Source organism: Komagataeibacter sp. FXV3, from assembly GCF_015155755.1.
GTDB lineage: Bacteria > Pseudomonadota > Alphaproteobacteria > Acetobacterales > Acetobacteraceae > Komagataeibacter.
On the sequence record NZ_VWPI01000029.1, the window covers coordinates 23,062 to 38,827 of the forward strand.

Genomic DNA, 15,766 nt, shown 5'->3' on the forward strand with positions numbered 1-15,766 from the left:
GTTCCTGTCGGTTGGGCGCCGGAAACAGGCCCGGCCGCTAGCCTTGCATGAATACGGTGTCCATGATTGCGGCTACCGCGTTGCGGTAATCCAGCGGGGCATGTTCGGTTGTGATGCGTGTCAGCGCATTGTCGCGCACTGTGTCCCACAATGTCCTGTCATGATAGAGGCGGACCACCTGCCGCGCAAAATCCGCGGGATCGGTAATGCTGGCGCATAGCATGTCCTGACCATCGCGCCAGCCTGCCTGCCGGCATAACAGGGGCGACCCGACAACCGGCAGGCCGTTGGCGGCGGCTTCATGCAGTTTGTAGGCAATGCCGGCGCCGTAACGGGTGGGGGCAACGAATACGCGATGGTGGTCATAGACCGGGGCGGTATCGGCCACGCGGCCCAGCATGCGCACGTTGGGATGGTGGCGCAGCGGGCCAAGGTCAACGCGCGGGCTGGCATGGCCACACACGCTGAAACGGATGTCAGGCCCCAGCTGGTCCACCAGCAGCGGCAGGACCTGCCCGCTGAACCATGCCAGTGAATCAAGGTTGGGGGATGCCATGTCATGCACCGCGCCAAGGAACAGGATATCACGCCGCGCCGCCCATTCCGGCCCGGTGGCACGCGGCACCTGCACATGGCCCAGCACCGACACGTTATCAAATCCGGCGCCACGCAGCAGGTCGGCCTCCGCCGCGTTGACCGCCACCACACGCTGCGCCAGGAACAGCGGGCGCAGTTCATCCGCCAGTCGCGCGCCCAGCGGGCGCAGGGGCGTGATCGCGTGCAGGCGGTCGTATTCCATGTCCCGGCAGGCGGCCAGTGCCTCGGTATCGACCACGATGCGCCCGGCAGGAATGTACGACGCCGCGTCGTTCAGGATACTGGCCACGCGGGCGGCGTTATGGGTGCGGGCGATCCATATCGCATCGAAACACCCGCTGCGCGCGCGCAGGAAATCGGGCAGGTCGGGCAACTCGCGGTCATGGATGACCTCCACATCCTCGGGGAAGGCCGCGGCCAGCGTCGCGGCGTCCTCGATCGGGCGGAACATGGGATAGATCGTGACGTGGTAGCCAAGGCCGGCCAACGTGGTCACGATGTCATTCGACCGGGTAAAGCCCGAACCCAGATGGCGCAGCGGCAGCCTGTCCTCGATGAACAGGATATGCCGCCCGTCATCGGCATGGCGCGCGCGGGCCTCGTTCGGTGCATGCCGCAGCAGCCTGCGCCGCAGGCCGGAAGTGTGGCGGCGGATGAACAGGTCGCTGTTGCGCGCGATCAGGCGCGATGCGCTGGCCCCGTCCGACGTGCCGCATTCATAATGGACCAGGCAGACGGCCGGATCGTACAGGATCCGGTACCCCAGCGCCTGGATACGCACGCACAGGTCGGTTTCCTCAAAATAGGCGGGCGCGAAGCTTTCATCAAAACCATCCAGCACCTGCACCACTTCGGTCCGGACCATCAGGAACACGCCCGAACAGAAATCCACCGCGCGCACGAACCCCGCTTCGGGCACACAGGGGTGGGCGTCGCGCATGTAGCCCTGCACCGATCCGTCGCGCCAGATCATGCTGCCTGCTTCCTGCAGCATGCCGTGCGTGCGGATGATGCGTCCGCCGACCGCGCCCGTCGTTTCATCCGCCACAAGCCGCGACAGGGCGTTTGCAATGGCGCCGTATTGCAGGTCCACATCATTATTGAGGAACAGCGTGGCAGGTGCGCGCACCCGGCGCAGGCCGGCGTTACACCCACGCACGAAGCCGATATTGCCCGCGAAGCGCAGCACCTCGATCCCGCGCACATGGTCCTCGATACGGGCCACGCCGTCACGTGATCCGGAATCCACCATCACCACCTGCATCGGCCCATGGTAATTCGCCCGGAGCGAGGCAAGGGTGGACATGGTCAGTTCAAACTGGTCATGCGCCACGATAATGACGCTCAGGGCAGGGGGGGCGTCGGTCGTGAAATCAATCCCGCCATCCAGCAGCAGCGGCAGGCGGGCGGCGCACATGTGGCGGAACAGGGCGCGGGCCTGGTTTTCCGTGACCTGCGGCGGCGGCGGTGGCTTCAGGTCGGGGCGGGCGGCCAGGTAATGGCCCAGACCGTCACGCGCGCGGCGGCGGGCGATATCGGCCTGCACGCCGGGGTCGCGCATATACTGCGCAAGATCCAGCGTGGAACACGGCTTGCGCTGTTCATGCACCCCGTCGCTGAGGAAATGGGCGTAGCCATTGCGCAGGGCCCCGGCCTCGATCGCGGCCTGCACGTCGGGGTTGACCATGGCGTAGAAGGATTCAGAAAAGAACGGTCCCGGGTCGAACGCCTGCGGCGTGGTGTTGCACAGGTAATGATGCAGGGCGCTGCGCCACAGGCCCTGCGTGATTTCCGCATGGGCTTCGGGATAGGCCTGCACGTACCATTCCGCATCGAAATACAGCGACAGGCTGCGGCATGGCAGCGCGTCCATGCCGTGTCGCAGGTATGTGGCAAAGGGGCGTTGCGTGCCGCCGCGGTCGCATTCCGCCAGCAGGGCAATGCAGGTTTCGGGGTCGAAAAAGCATGACCCGCTGCGCATTTCCCCATCACCCGCGCGCAGGTAATGGTCATAGGCGTTGCGGTATCCGCCCGCGTCCAGCGTGGCGGGGGTTATGTCGGGACAGGCCGCCAGATAGGCGCGTTCATCAAACAGCCAGTGTGGGTTATGGGTGCGCGCGCCCGCGTTCAGGTAGTGGTCGAACCCGCTGCGCCATGTGCCGGCCGCCACCTGTGCCGCGACATCGGGATAGGTGGCGCGGTACCATGCCTCATCAAAAAAGGGGTTGGGCGCATGACCCAGCGCAGCGCCATGCGTGTCATAGAATTCCTGTGCCTGTTGCGCGGGAATGTCCATAAGGTCCAGCATCGCCGCGTAACGGGCGCGGTACCATGCGGGATCGAACATGGCCCATTCATCAGCCATTTCCGCATTGTTCGGGGAAACAGCCATCGTGCATCCTGTCCCTGTTCTGTTCAGGGACGGGTTATGGACGTCAAAGGTTAATTTTTGATTGGTTCCACCGGGGCGGGGGCGGCGGAAATATCGGCCACGCGTGCCGCCACCGCCTTCTGCGCATCAGCGGGGGCAATGCGCACCACCAGCCCCTGGTCGCCCGCATTAATATAGACATGCGGGCAGGCCATGGCATCCGCCGACACGATGACGGGCAACTGGTGTGCCTGACCGAACGGGCTGGTCCCGCCAGAGCGGAAGCCGGTCAGTTCCGCTGATTTTTCCGGACTCATCATCCGTGCGTTGCGCCCGTCAAACAGGGCGGCGACCTTCTTGAAATTCACCTTGTGGTCGGCAGGCACCACCAGGCATACCGGCGTCTTGCGATCCACTTCCACCACCAGCGTCTTGAGCACGCAGCCCGGGTCCGCCCCGATGGACTGCGCCGCCTGCATCCCGATCAGCCCGCCACCGGGCGCGTATTCGTAATCATGCACCGAAAAGGACACGCCGCTGGCGGTCAGGAATTCGGTGGCTTTGGTCTGTTTCGTCACGTGATGCTCCCGGCGTGTTGCGGGCCTGCCCGCATTTTCAGCATCAAGGATAAAATAGCACCGGGTGCCATTGCAAGCACTTGCCGCGGCGGGTCAGCGCCGCATCGCCCGCCGCAGCCCCGGCAGCGCAAGGGCCACCAGCCCGGCCCCCATGAACACCAGCATCCCTATGCCATACATCCGGTAGCCCGCCGCACCCACGATCCCGCCCAGCACGAAACAGGCAATGATCGCACCATGCAGCCGCAGCCGTTCGCGCACCCGCGAAGCACCGGGATCGAGCAGCCATTGCCCCAGTTCCATGCCAAGGTCGGTCAGCATGCCGGTCATGTGGGTGGTACGCACCCGCGCGCCGGAAATATGGGTGACGGTGGCGTTCTGCAATCCCATAAGGAAACCCAGCCCGCAGCCCAGCCCGCCTGCCTCCATCCACGCGGGCAGCACCCGCGACAGGACGCCAAGGGCGATCAGCAGCGTGCCCTCCAGCGCGATGCTCGCGGCATGGACCGCGCGCATGCCCCGCCTGCGGCCCATGCCCACCATCAGTGTCGCGCCGCAGCCGCCCGCAACGAACGCCGCCAGCACGCCCGCGCATGACAGCATGGACACCATGCCCCCGTCGCCCACGCCAACGGCCAGCGCCGATAGGTTGCCGGTCATGTTGGCGGTGTAATACCCGATGGCCAGAAACCCCGCCACATTGACCGCGCCCGCCACCGCCGCCAGCGTGCAGCCCAGGCGCAGGTCGGTGCCGATACTGCGCGTTGCCCCTTCGTGAACCAGCATGCCCCTTGTTCCATTGATGGCGGGAGGGTTCCCGCCCTGCATCATGGTATCCGCCACGGGGCAGGGGGAATGCAAGCCATCACCATGATCGGGCCACCATGCGGAACGATCCGATCACATCATGGCGAGGGGCGGGCGGGAATAAAGTCAGTTGCAACTGATGGTTGCGTGCATCGGCATGTGTCATAAATATTTAATATAGACTTTTTGAAGCATGCCGACCGCGCGCCCTGCGGGGCGACAGGCATGGCGCGACGCAGGGCGCGGCGATGTTTTCGCAATCAGGAATATGGCGCGATCAAGGCAGCGCGCAATTTAGCAACACTATGAAACATTAAATAGCTGATAGGGCTTGATTTACATTTTTTAATACAATGATTACAGAAAATCGCAAATGACCAATACCCCATCCCGGTTTAACCTGATGGATGACATTCCTGTATTCGCTCCCGAAGCCATTCCGCCTCCGGGGATTAGGAAACAATACCTACAAACAGCATGATGACTGCGGGTATTCTTGTGATGTAATCATGTTTTAACCGGAAGTTAAGCTTATGGACCTATTAGGATAAATGTACATTCCTGATAACTTATCGCCCGATGGAAGGAAGACCCTTACTCCTTTTGGTGTACATAAATGCTGCTTTTAGTTAATTGTTTGTAATCAATACAGCCGCCATGGAAACTCCACTGCATCCAGATGCATTGTTTTTTCACAATCCGAGGTTGTTGTTGCTGATATTTCCCGACATGTCCGCATCTATACATATGGACAGACACGCATGATGATGGCATGTTCCAAAAAAACACTTAAATAATTTACTTAAGTAGTGATTGGTTCAGTATTCACGCGTCCAGTTTTCCGGTGTGTCGGATTTCCCCCATCCCATGCGCATCGGGACTGGAACAGTATGGTTAAGTAATGATCGATATTCTGATTTGTGATGCCCACCTGTACATTGACCGCGAATGGGAGATTCCCGGCGGCTGGATCGCCATTGAAAAAGATCGCGTCCATTCCGTCGGCGGCCCCGGACAGCCCCCGCCGCCGGCCACGCGCGTCATGAACGCGCGTGGCCGGCTGGTCACGCCCGGCCTGGTCAATGCACACCATCATATGTACCAGAACCTGACGCGGTCCTACGCCCCCGCCACGCGGATGCGGCTGTTCCCATGGCTGCAGACCCTGTACCCGCTATGGGCCGGGCTGGATGCGGATTCCGTATTCGTCTCAAGCTATGTCGCCATGGTGGAACTGCTGATGGGGGGGTGCACCACCTCCATGGACCATATGTTCATCCATCCCCGTCCGCGTCTGATTGACGAACAGTTCCGTGCCGCGCGTGAAATCGGTTTCCGCTTTTATGCAACCCGTGGCAGCATGACGCGCGCGCAGGAAGATGGCGGCCTGCCCCCCACCGCCGTGGTTCAGGACGAAGACACGATCATGGCCGACTGCGAACGGCTGGCCAGCACGTACCATGATCCCGGCCCGGGCGCGATGGGGCGGGTGGCGCTGGGTCCGGTTTCGCTGTTTTCGGCATCCGAAGGGATCATGCGCAAATCCCTCGCCATGGCCGAACGGCTCGACCTGCGCCTGCATACCCACCTGGCCGAGGATATGGAGGAGGACGATTACTGCCTGAGCCTGTACGGCTGCACCCCCACCGAACAGTTCGAGCGCATGGGCTGGGCCTGTCCGCGCACGTGGGTGGCGCATTACATCTATCCCTCGTCATCGGAAATCGACCGCATTGCGGATGCCGGGGTCAGCGTGGTGCAGTGCCCCAGTTCCAACATGATGATCGGCGGTGGCAGCGCCGATGCGCTGGACATGCGCGAGCGGGGCATCCGCGTGGGCCTTGGCTGCAACGGGTCGGCCACGACGGACCATGCCTCCATGTGGATGGAAACGCGCAACGCCATGCTGCTGGGCCGCATAAGCCACGGCCCGCAGGCCATGGGCGCGCGTGAGGCGCTGGACATGGCAACCCGTGGCGGGGCCGCCTGCCTGGGCTGGGAAGACGAGATCGGGCACCTCCGCCCCGGCGCGTGCGCCGATCTTGTGATCTGGCATGCAAGTGACGTGGCGCTGGCCGGCGCCCTGACCGACCCGGTGGAGGCATGGCTGCGCTGTGGCCCCACCGTGGCGGGGACCACCATCGTGGCGGGAAGGGTGCTGGTGGAAAACTGCGAACCCACGATGGCGGGCCTGGGCGACATGCTGCGTGAACATACGCGGCAGGCACGGCGGATACAGCAGCTGGACTGATATCCGCCGCGGGGGCGCGTGTGCCCCCGGGGGCCGCTATCCAGTATCAATCCATACCGGGGGATATCCGTCATGTCACAGCACCCATCCTGCGCGGCGGGACAACGGCTGCCTGTCATTTCCATCGCGGGCCTGTTTGATCCGGACCCTGCCGCGCGTCGTGCGGTGGGGGCGGCGCTGCATGCCGCCTGCCGGGACATGGGCTTTTTCTACTGTGCCGACCACCGGATCCCGCCGGACCTGATCGCGGCGGTATTCGAACAGTCGCGCCGTTTCTTCGCGTTGCCCGAAGCGGACAGGCGGGCGCTGGACAAGGGGCGTTCCCCCTGCAACCGGGGGTATGAACCCCTGCGCGACCAGACGCTGGAACCCGGCACGCCACCGGACCTGAAGGAAGGGTTCTATATCGGCCCGGAAAAGCCGTTATGTGATCCCGCCGTCATGGCCGGGCGGTTCAACCAGGGGCCAAACCAGTGGCCCGCGATGCTGCCCGAATTCCGGCCGGTCATGATGACCTACAGCGCCGCCATGACCCGGCTTGCGGAAACCCTCATGCAGGGGATCGCGCTGTCGCTTAACCTGCCGGAGGACTATTTCGCCACCTTCTGCCATGATCCGCTGACCACGCTGCGCCTGCTGCACTACCCGCCGCAGCCCGCACGGCCCCTGCCGGGGGAAAAGGGGGCGGGCGCACATACCGATTTTGGCGGCCTGACCCTGCTGCTGCAGGATGACAGTGGTGGCCTGCAGGTTCGTGCGCCCGACGGGAACTGGGTGGACGCCACCCCCATCGCGGGCACCTTTGTCGTCAACCTGGGCGATATGATCGCGCGCTGGACCAATAACCGCTACCGTTCCACGCTGCACCGGGTCATCAATACGTCGGGGCGGGAACGGTATTCGGTGCCGTTCTTCCATACCGGCAACCCCGATCAGGTCATCAGCTGCCTGCCCGGCTGCGTACCGGCAGGGGAGGCGCCATTGTGGCCACCCGTTACGGTGGAAGATCACCTGCGCGCGATGTACACCCGGACCTATGGCCGATGACCCGGCCAGATCCCGTCATCCTGATCCACGGCGCATGGCAGGGCAGCTGGGTATGGGACCGCTTCCTTGCGGCCTGGCAGCGGCGTACCGACATTTGCGCCCATGCGGTCGACCTGCCGGGCAACGGGGCGGATGGCACGCCCGCGCGCGACGCCACGCTTGGCCGCTATGTGGACCATGTGGGCGCGGTCATGGACCGGCTGGGGGCGGCATCGGTCAGCCTTGTCGCCCATTCCGGCGGCGGGGTTGTCGCGTCCGCCGTGGCGGAACGGTTTGCCGGCCGGGTGCGGCGCATTGCCTATCTGGCCGGGATGATGCTGCCCGATGGCATGGGCTTCGGGCAGGCGGTGGAACAGGTGCTGCCTGACCACCCGCAGGCAGCTGGCATCAACCCCTACCTGCGCTGGCCCGAACCGGACGTCGTATCGGTCGTGCCGCCGGAAGCGGCGGTGGCGGTCTTCCTGCATGACTGCCCGGCGGATGTGGCCATTGCCGCATCCCTCCGCCTGACACCACAGGGGATCCATGGGCTGGACCTGCGCGCGCGCCTGACGGCGGGGCGCTTCGGGCAGGTGCCGCGCCTGTATGTCGAGGCAACGGAGGACCGTTCCGTCATCCTGCCGGTCCAGCGCCGGATGCAGGCCCTTGTGCCCGGCGCGCAGGTGGTTACCATGCATACCGGCCATGCCCCGCAGGTGGCGGACCCTGAGGGTACGGTTGCGCACCTTCTGCCCTTTATTGAAGGATAACATGCATGATCCTGCCGCGCCGGCAGCTTCTGGCCACTGCGGGGGCCGCGTTTTCCACCGGGTTGCTGCCCCGTGCGGGCCGGGCGGCCGCACCCACGGCCACCGAACGGCTTCTGGCGGGGCTTGCCGCCCCCTATGCCAACGTGCCGCCCATGCCCCCCGTGGCGGAGGAGGACGCCCTGCTGGCGCTGGGCTATGTCGGGCCGACCAGCGATGGCGGCTGGACCGAAATGCACCATGTGGCGCTGCAGGCCGTGCGCCGTACCTTCCCGAAGCTGCGCACGGTGTATGTGGAAAGCGTGCCGTATTCGGCCGACGCCACGCGCCTGCTGCGTGAATTCGTGGCCGAGGGCGCGCAGCTGGTCATGACCGGTGCGGATTATGGCGACTTCCTGACCGATGTGGCGGCGCGCGCGCCCGAAACCGCCTTCATGCAGTGCGATGGACGCCCCCTGCGGGGCAATGTCAGCTGGTACTACATCGCGCACTGGTATGTCAGCTACGTGATCGGTGTGGCGGCGGGCCTGCTGAGCAGGGATGGAAAGCTGGGCTTCATCGCGTCCTTCCCGCTGCCTTCGGCCTATGCCGGGGCCAATGCAACGCTTATGGGCGCGCGCAGCGTCAACCCCGACGCCACCATGCAGGTCATCAGCATCAATGCATGGTTCGACCCGCAGGCCGCCATTCAGGCCGCCAACGCGCTGGCGGACAAGGGGTGTGACTTCCTGTTCGGCATCATGGACGAAGCGGGCTACCTGCATGTGGCGCAGGAACGCGGGCTGTGGGCGGCCATGTGGAACAAGGACATACGGCAGTTCGGGCCGGATGCGTACGTAGCATCCGTCGTGCTGGATTTCACGCAGTTCTATATTGCGCAGGTGCGCGCGCGGCTGGCGGGCACATGGCGGCCGGTCCCGGAACTGCTGAGGATGGGCCAGGGCGTGGACCGCGACCCATGGGGCCAGCGCGTGCCGCAGGCGGTGCGCGACCGGGCGGACGCCGTGCGCGCGCGGATCATGGGCGGCTGGTCGCCCTTCAACGGCCCCATCCATGACCAGCATGGGCAGTTGCGCGTGGCCGAAGGGACGACGATGAACGACCTTGAACTGTATGACTGGAACTGGGCGGTGGATGGGGTAAGCGGCCTGCCATAAACCCTGCCCGCCGTAATGCGGCGGGCAGGGATATCATGGGGTCTGTTTCTGGGCCGCGATGCACTGCTGCTCGATGCCGTCATCGCCAATGGCCTCACATTGCGCTTCCAGCTTCACGTTCATGACACCGTTCTTGCTCTTGCGCGCGTTCAGTAGCCGAATGGGCAGGAAAGACCGGTCATTGAACTTGTTCTGCTCATCAGCCATGTATTTTTCCGCCGCATCTGCCTTACCTAGCTGCGTCAGCAGTTTTCCCCACTCAAGGGCAATTGGCAGGGTCACATCGGGACGGTTGGCTGCCTTGATCAGGATCTGCAGGGCGTCAAGGGTCTTCCCGGTATGGGCTTCCACCATGTAATGCAGCCATGTCCAGTAAGCGCTCTGGTTGGTGGGAAACCCGATTTTTGCCAGCGTCGGACGGGCGGCGGACCAGTTGTTATTCCCCACGGCTTCCGCGGCACTCTGCAAAAGATTCATCTGGTTCAGGAAGGATGTAACAGCGGCGCTGTTTATCCATGTGACCATGGGCCTGGTATGCAGCGCGATAATGTCCTGATCGGCATAAACATGGTCGATATACTGGGAAACCGCCTTCAGCCGCGCTTCCGCATGCGGGTGCCGCTGGGTCAGCGTGTTCAGGCCGCTGACCAGCCTGCCATCAAGGTCATCAGGCTTTGAAGCCGTCAGGGTGACGCTGTCTATCTGGAATTTCTGCGGGCCGGTCTTTTTTGCCCTGGCGTTTTTCTCCGCGTCGCGTTTTTCTTCCGCAACCAGTACGCGTTCCACCTTCAGTGCCTCGTCCAGCACGTAGCCCGATCGCGCCATGAGGTCGATGGCCAGGGTATCGGCCTCGGTTTCCTGCCCGCGCGACCATGACGGGAACAGCGCCGTATCGGCCAGCGCCTTGGCCCCCATGTTGGACACCAGCGCCTCCCCCGCGACCGACCCGGCATGGCTGACCGCCCCACCGATCAGGGTGCCCCACTTTACCGCGGCGGATGCATAATTCTTTATGTTGGTGTTGCGCTGCTGGGCCACGGTATGTCCCAGAAGCACATGAGACAGTTCATGCGCCAGCACGAAGGCCAGCGCATCTTCGGACTGGATATCGCGATTGTCGTGGAAATACTGGATCAGCCCGGCATTGATGAAGATCGCCCCGGCTTCCGATACGTCGGATGTGAAATCCTCGGTCGGTACCAGAAAAACCTGGACCTTTGGCTTCACCCCGTCCCAGTGCGTGAGCAGCCTATCGATGATGGACTGTGGATAGTTGGAAACCTGCGGGTCAATGATAATACCCGTCGGGTGCGTGCTGGCCGGACGCAGCAGGTCCTGCAGCGCCATGCTGCCCGGATAGCTGGTGCGCGGCTGGATGCGCGTAATCAGCGGGGTGTTGTCCTTCGCCACCGCATCCACCGGGCAGGTGCCCAGCGCCATGGTGGCGCAGAGCACGGACGACAGCACAAGGCGTTTTCCCATCGCGCTAGCTGCCATGACACCCGCTGCCCAGGTTGTTGCTGATTCCGCCGGCCTGATCGATGCTGCCGGGGCCGATCTTCACGCACGCGGTTTCAGCCGGCGGGGCGGAGGTAATGTTGGTCTGCACGGCGGCGGGCTTCACCAGCACCACGCCCTTGTCGGTGCGAACCTTCAGCAGGCCGGTGCCGGCATCCTGCCCCACGATGGGATCACCAATCAGTTCCGCGGCCGGGAACTGCCCCAGACGCTTGTGGTCCAGCCCGTAGACCGGAACCGTCTCGGCAAAGGTGCCCGTAATCTGCTTTCCGCCCGCAGCCTGCGCCGACAGCGGCAGGGCCAGGATGCAACCCGTCACAAGATACATGAAAGGCCTTGGGTTCATTTTCTAGATTTCCCTTTTGTGAAAAATGGTCAGGACGCGGTTCATCCAGCCACGCCCCCAATCGGACAGCAGGCGTCCGCCGCCGCCCACCACGTTTGAAAACCAGGCGACGAAGCCACCGGGCTCGGCAGCTTCCTGCGTGGCCAGGCGCAGCAGCAGCAGGCCGATCCAGTCGGCATTGGGCCAGCGGGGGCCGTCGCCGTTCAGCACGAACCCGATTGCGGCAAGCGTGGCCAGCAGGATCAGGTTGGCAAGATAGGATGATTCCCGCTTCTCTTCCGGCTTGCCCTGCGTCGGTTGCGCGGGTTTTTTCATGGAAATGACGATGGGGCAGGCCCATGTCACCATAAACAGCATGGCAAGCAGGAAATATGCACCCACCAGGTTGCCCAAGCCATGCGTGGTGCCGCGCTGCACCAGGTCAATGAGCCAAAGGCAGATCGCGACAGAAAAGAGGACGAAAAAGCGCGTCCAGTACCAGCGGAAAGTCACGATGGAATCCACCACCGGGAACGATTTCTGGTGAACATGCGCAAGGTACCGCCGGGCATGCGCCAGCAGCCGCTGGCCATGATAGATGCACAACCGCAGGCCGGGCCATGAACGCAGTTTCTGTCGGTCGTACAGCGGCCACTGGCGGCGCACGACCATATACAGCGCGAAGCCCATCCACAGGACCAGTTCCGCGATTTCCGCCCAGTCAAGGCAGATGAATTCGCCCGGTTCATGAAAATAGCGCTTGCCGTAAACCACCAGGTTGTCGAACGCCATGGCATGCACGATCACGCCCGGCACACGGCCCAGCATGGGGATGTAGGTATCGTCATGCTGGTCACGCAGGTCGGTGCCGTAGAACACCGCGCGCCCCTGAAGCAGGGATCCCAGCGCAGGGGAGCCCTCGGGCGTGCCAAGGCCACGTTGGCCCAACTGCTCCGCCCCGATTTCCAGCGGATAGAATGCAAAGACGTATTTGCCCGGTGTACGGTAGCGGAAGGTGTAGTGGAACCCCAGCGACATCGCCATGCCCAGCCGCCCGCAGCCAAGGAACTGCTGGGTCTGGCAGCGCACCTGCCAGTAGTCGTCCAGTTGACTGACCATATGCTGTGCGGGATCGGGTTTCAGACCCCATTGTATGATCATCGGCGACCTGAAATCCTGGGGCCGGAAGCCGGGGCATCGCCCGCCCCAGCCGTCCTGACACAGACGACTGTACAGGTCATAGGCGGCGTTACCGCTTATGGGCGGACCTTCCTCATGCGTTTCAGGTTCGTGTTTTGCTTTTTTTCCGCCTTCCTCCTCCGGTTCATGGATCAGCGGATAGGCTCCGCCTTCGGCCCGGATGCCGGCGGTGTAACCCTCGCTGTGGATCAGGGGTTCGGGCAGGTCGGGCTGGTCATTACCATCATCGCCACGGCCGAATAGCAGCGGCACGCCCATGTCTTTCGCGCGCTGGATTACCGGCCTGAATTCATCCAGTGATTCCCCGGGGCGTTCATACATCATCCGCAGGTCGACAAAGATCGCTGCCGGATGTGCATCCAGTATCCGGTTTAGCGTGTCGATATGACGCTTATATTCAAACGGGAAGGATGTATCGTATGCATCCAGCGTATGGTCGGTAATGGCGACAACGGCAACATTGCGGTGCGTCGCATCCGATGACATGCCATAAAATGGCGCGCTGATAGCGTTGAACATGGTGGCCGATGACTGCTTGGTGGCGGATTCCAGCCCCATCGGATCAATGAATTTGAATACGCCCCAGAAAAGAAGCATGACCAGAAGATAAATAATTGAATTCATCCCTTTTTTTTGGGGACGATCTTTCTTATTTTTGTTTTTGTCTTCCGTTTTATTTATAGTCTGCCTGTTTTTCCGGGCCATATATTGCAGTTCTTTATTTATAAAATAACATCAAAATCCTGTTACAATCTGTGACCCAGAACTGTCAATAGGTAATAAACAAATAACAATCGTGGAAAAATATGGCGGTTTTGGTAAATCCTTATATATCTGGCAATTAATCATACAGAACCAAATAGTTCCTGTATGAAAAATATGCCATGCCAGATGTCGGCTTGTTACTACCGGACACGAAAGGGGCGGGACTGGCCTTCAGTCTACATCCCCATGTACGCGGCGTCCGGCCACCCAGACAGCACGGATATCGGGGCGGCCCATATTACACAGCATCTGCTGCACCACATCCGCCGCAGTGTCGTCCGTACGGCCCGGACCAGGGGGCAGGATATTGCTGCCGGGGGCGGCACGGTCGATCAGGATGGCGTCAAACGCCTGTCCCGCATCAAACTGTCCCGCCGCGATATCCAGCGCTGCCATCCCCCCGCGCGTGGCCAGCCACAACCCTTCGGTAAAGGTCAGGCGCGCACCCGGCCTGCCGCGTTTCCCTGCCGTGCGCGCGGGGTCGGTGCCGGTATCAAGCATGCGCGATGCGGTGACCGCCATGGCGGCATTGACCGCGACGGAAGGGGAATACCCGCCCGAAATATCCGTGCCCAGCCCCACATGCACGCCCGCCTGCCATGCCTTGCGCAGTGGCAGCACCGCACCGGCGAAATAGGCGTTTGAAACGGGGCAGTGCGCAATGGCCGCGCCGCGTGCGTGGACCAGCGCCATGTCATCGGCTGTCATGAAACACGAATGGGCCAGCACCGTGCCGCGCCGCAGCAGGCCGAAGCGGTCCAGCGCCACGGTATCGTTCACGCCGGTCCGCTGGCGGACATAATCATGTTCCCAGTCACTTTCGGAACAGTGGGTCTGGATCAGGCAGTCTTCCGCCGCCGCCAGTGCGGCCAGTCCGCGCAGCAGGCCATCCGTGCAGGCCGGGATGAAGCGTGGCGTGACCATGGGACGCACAAGGCCCCTTTCGTTACCCGGCAGGGCGCGCACGGCATGGATGAAGCGGCGGGTGGCGTCCAGCGCCTGTTCCACGCCGGCATTGCGATAGGTGGGGGGGCACAGCGCCGGATCATCCATCGCCACCAGCCCGACATGGGCACGCAGGCCGTGGCGCAGGCAGGTGCGCGCCAGCAGCAGGCTGCTTTCTTCATGAATGGTGGCGAAAAAGACGGCGGTGGTGGTGCCATTGGCCAGCAGGGTGCGGACCATTTCATCATAGACCGGGGCAGCAAAGGCGGGATCGGCAAAACGGGCCTCCAGCGGAAAGGTCCGCTGTTCCAGCCAGTCCCGCAGCGGCAGGTCCAGCGCCCGGCCCATCTGCGGCCATTGCGGGGCATGGACATGCAGGTCGGCAAATCCCGGCATGAGCAGTTGCGCGGGCGAAAGCACCTGCACGGCCATGCCATGGCGGGCGGCGTGGTCCAGTACCTGTGCCGCCATGGGGGTACTGGCATCATGCCGGGCCATGATCGTGCCATCCGCGCCCACATGCACCACACTGTCTGTCATGGTGGCCCGGTCGGTGGCGACCGGGTTGATGACATGACCGCGGATAACGAATTCATCCATGCTGCAACTGAACCCCTACATTACGAAAACGCATTATTATTTCCGTAAAGCACCCGTCTGCACAGTCCAAAAATCATTCCCGCAACCCCATGCGGACGGAAGGCGGGGCATGGGGGCGGGCAAACTCCACGACCATTGGAAAACACATTGGAACTAAAGGGAAAATACGGATCTCCCAATTTTTTCCACAGGGTTATCTTTCTCCCTATCCCCGGAATCTGTGGATAAAGCGGGGCGGCCGTCCGAACGCCAGCCAAAGACCCATCATCTGGAACAGATTATTGATAGGCAAAGAAAGTTTCTGGTGAAGCTTTTTTCAAAAAGCTTCGGGGAATACCGCCCTTTGGAAAAAAGGCGGCACCCAGGAACCTTTTTCCATTCTTTCAATCAGTTCAGTGATACCGGCAGGGCTGGTTGATGACCGGTTCATTGGCGGACTGGATGACCATCAGCGTCACCGGCCCGCTGCCGATATTGCCCGCGTCATGTCCCTTTTTACCCCGATACGGGCCGGTTTGCATGGGGCGCACGCCCTGGTCCTCGCCGAACAGGATGTCACCCGGCCCCATTTCCACCCGCGTGCCGTCCATGGCGCGGACATACCACCGGCCCTGCAGGGGCACGATCCACTGGGGCCTGGGATCCGGGTGCCACGTGCCGTTCCAGCGCGCGGGCTGCACTGTCACCATCACGGTTGCAACCTGCGGGGCCATCGGGTCCTGCCATTGCGGGCCGGCGGGCGGGGACATGCTTTTAAGGAAAAAGTCATGCACTGGGCAGGTGGTGATGTGGCTGATCCCTTTGTCATCGGTCCATAAATGCCGGTACGACCGCTGGGGCGGGGCGGGCTGCGTGGTGT

The 15,766-nt window shown here is 62.6% G+C and carries 12 protein-coding genes; 4 read left to right on the top strand and 8 right to left on the bottom strand.

Annotation, left to right across the window (positions count from 1 at the left end; all coding sequences use genetic code 11):
• Window positions 1-37: 37 nt before the first annotated feature.
• The 3 genes from F1542_RS02995 to F1542_RS03005 form a co-directional block, all read right to left on the bottom strand.
• Window positions 38-2,989 (bottom strand): glycosyltransferase, encoded by a 2,952-nt coding sequence (locus tag F1542_RS02995; protein ID WP_193731738.1) that lies wholly within the window; start codon window positions 2,987-2,989, stop codon window positions 38-40.
• 50 nt (window positions 2,990-3,039) lie between these two features.
• Window positions 3,040-3,546 carry a YbaK/EbsC family protein gene (locus F1542_RS03000; RefSeq protein WP_193731739.1) on the bottom strand — a complete coding sequence of 169 codons (507 nt, stop codon included), beginning with the start codon at window positions 3,544-3,546 and terminating at the stop codon, window positions 3,040-3,042.
• A gap of 93 nt (window positions 3,547-3,639) precedes the next feature.
• Complete coding sequence (locus tag F1542_RS03005) at window positions 3,640-4,332, bottom strand: YoaK family protein (protein WP_193731740.1); 693 nt, start codon at window positions 4,330-4,332, stop codon at window positions 3,640-3,642.
• A gap of 922 nt (window positions 4,333-5,254) precedes the next feature.
• On the opposite strand from F1542_RS03005, the gene F1542_RS03010 reads away from it, so the two are divergent.
• From F1542_RS03010 to F1542_RS03025, 4 genes are all read left to right on the top strand, one after another.
• Entirely contained in the window at window positions 5,255-6,604 is a 1,350-nt protein-coding gene (locus tag F1542_RS03010) for an amidohydrolase family protein (protein WP_193731741.1), read from the top strand.
• Between the two features lie 72 nt (window positions 6,605-6,676).
• Window positions 6,677-7,651: an isopenicillin N synthase family oxygenase gene (locus tag F1542_RS03015; protein WP_193731742.1), complete on the top strand. Its 975-nt coding sequence runs from the start codon at window positions 6,677-6,679 to the stop codon at window positions 7,649-7,651.
• A complete protein-coding gene (locus F1542_RS03020) occupies window positions 7,648-8,400 on the top strand; it encodes an alpha/beta fold hydrolase (protein ID WP_193731743.1) in 753 nt (250 codons plus the stop codon). Before F1542_RS03015 ends, F1542_RS03020 begins: the two co-directional genes overlap by 4 nt.
• A gap of 5 nt (window positions 8,401-8,405) precedes the next feature.
• Window positions 8,406-9,554, top strand: a complete 1,149-nt coding sequence (locus F1542_RS03025) for a BMP family ABC transporter substrate-binding protein (RefSeq protein ID WP_193731744.1) — start codon at window positions 8,406-8,408, stop codon at window positions 9,552-9,554.
• Window positions 9,555-9,587: 33 nt separating this feature from the next.
• Here the strand turns inward: F1542_RS03025 and F1542_RS03030 are convergent, their stop codons facing one another.
• The 5 genes from F1542_RS03030 to F1542_RS03050 form a co-directional block, all read right to left on the bottom strand.
• Complete coding sequence (locus tag F1542_RS03030; protein ID WP_193731745.1) at window positions 9,588-11,036, bottom strand: M48 family metallopeptidase; 1,449 nt, start codon at window positions 11,034-11,036, stop codon at window positions 9,588-9,590.
• A 4-nt stretch (window positions 11,037-11,040) separates the two neighbouring features.
• Window positions 11,041-11,418, bottom strand: coding sequence for a hypothetical protein (locus F1542_RS03035; protein WP_193731746.1), 378 nt, complete (start codon window positions 11,416-11,418; stop codon window positions 11,041-11,043).
• Between the two features lie 3 nt (window positions 11,419-11,421).
• Window positions 11,422-13,221: a CHASE2 domain-containing protein gene (locus F1542_RS03040; protein ID WP_193731747.1), complete on the bottom strand. Its 1,800-nt coding sequence runs from the start codon at window positions 13,219-13,221 to the stop codon at window positions 11,422-11,424.
• Between the two features lie 312 nt (window positions 13,222-13,533).
• A complete protein-coding gene (locus F1542_RS03045) occupies window positions 13,534-14,907 on the bottom strand; it encodes an amidohydrolase family protein (protein WP_193731748.1) in 1,374 nt (457 codons plus the stop codon).
• Between the two features lie 392 nt (window positions 14,908-15,299).
• The coding region (locus tag F1542_RS03050; RefSeq protein ID WP_193731749.1) for a cupin domain-containing protein at window positions 15,300-15,766 on the bottom strand (467 nt) is incomplete at its 5' end.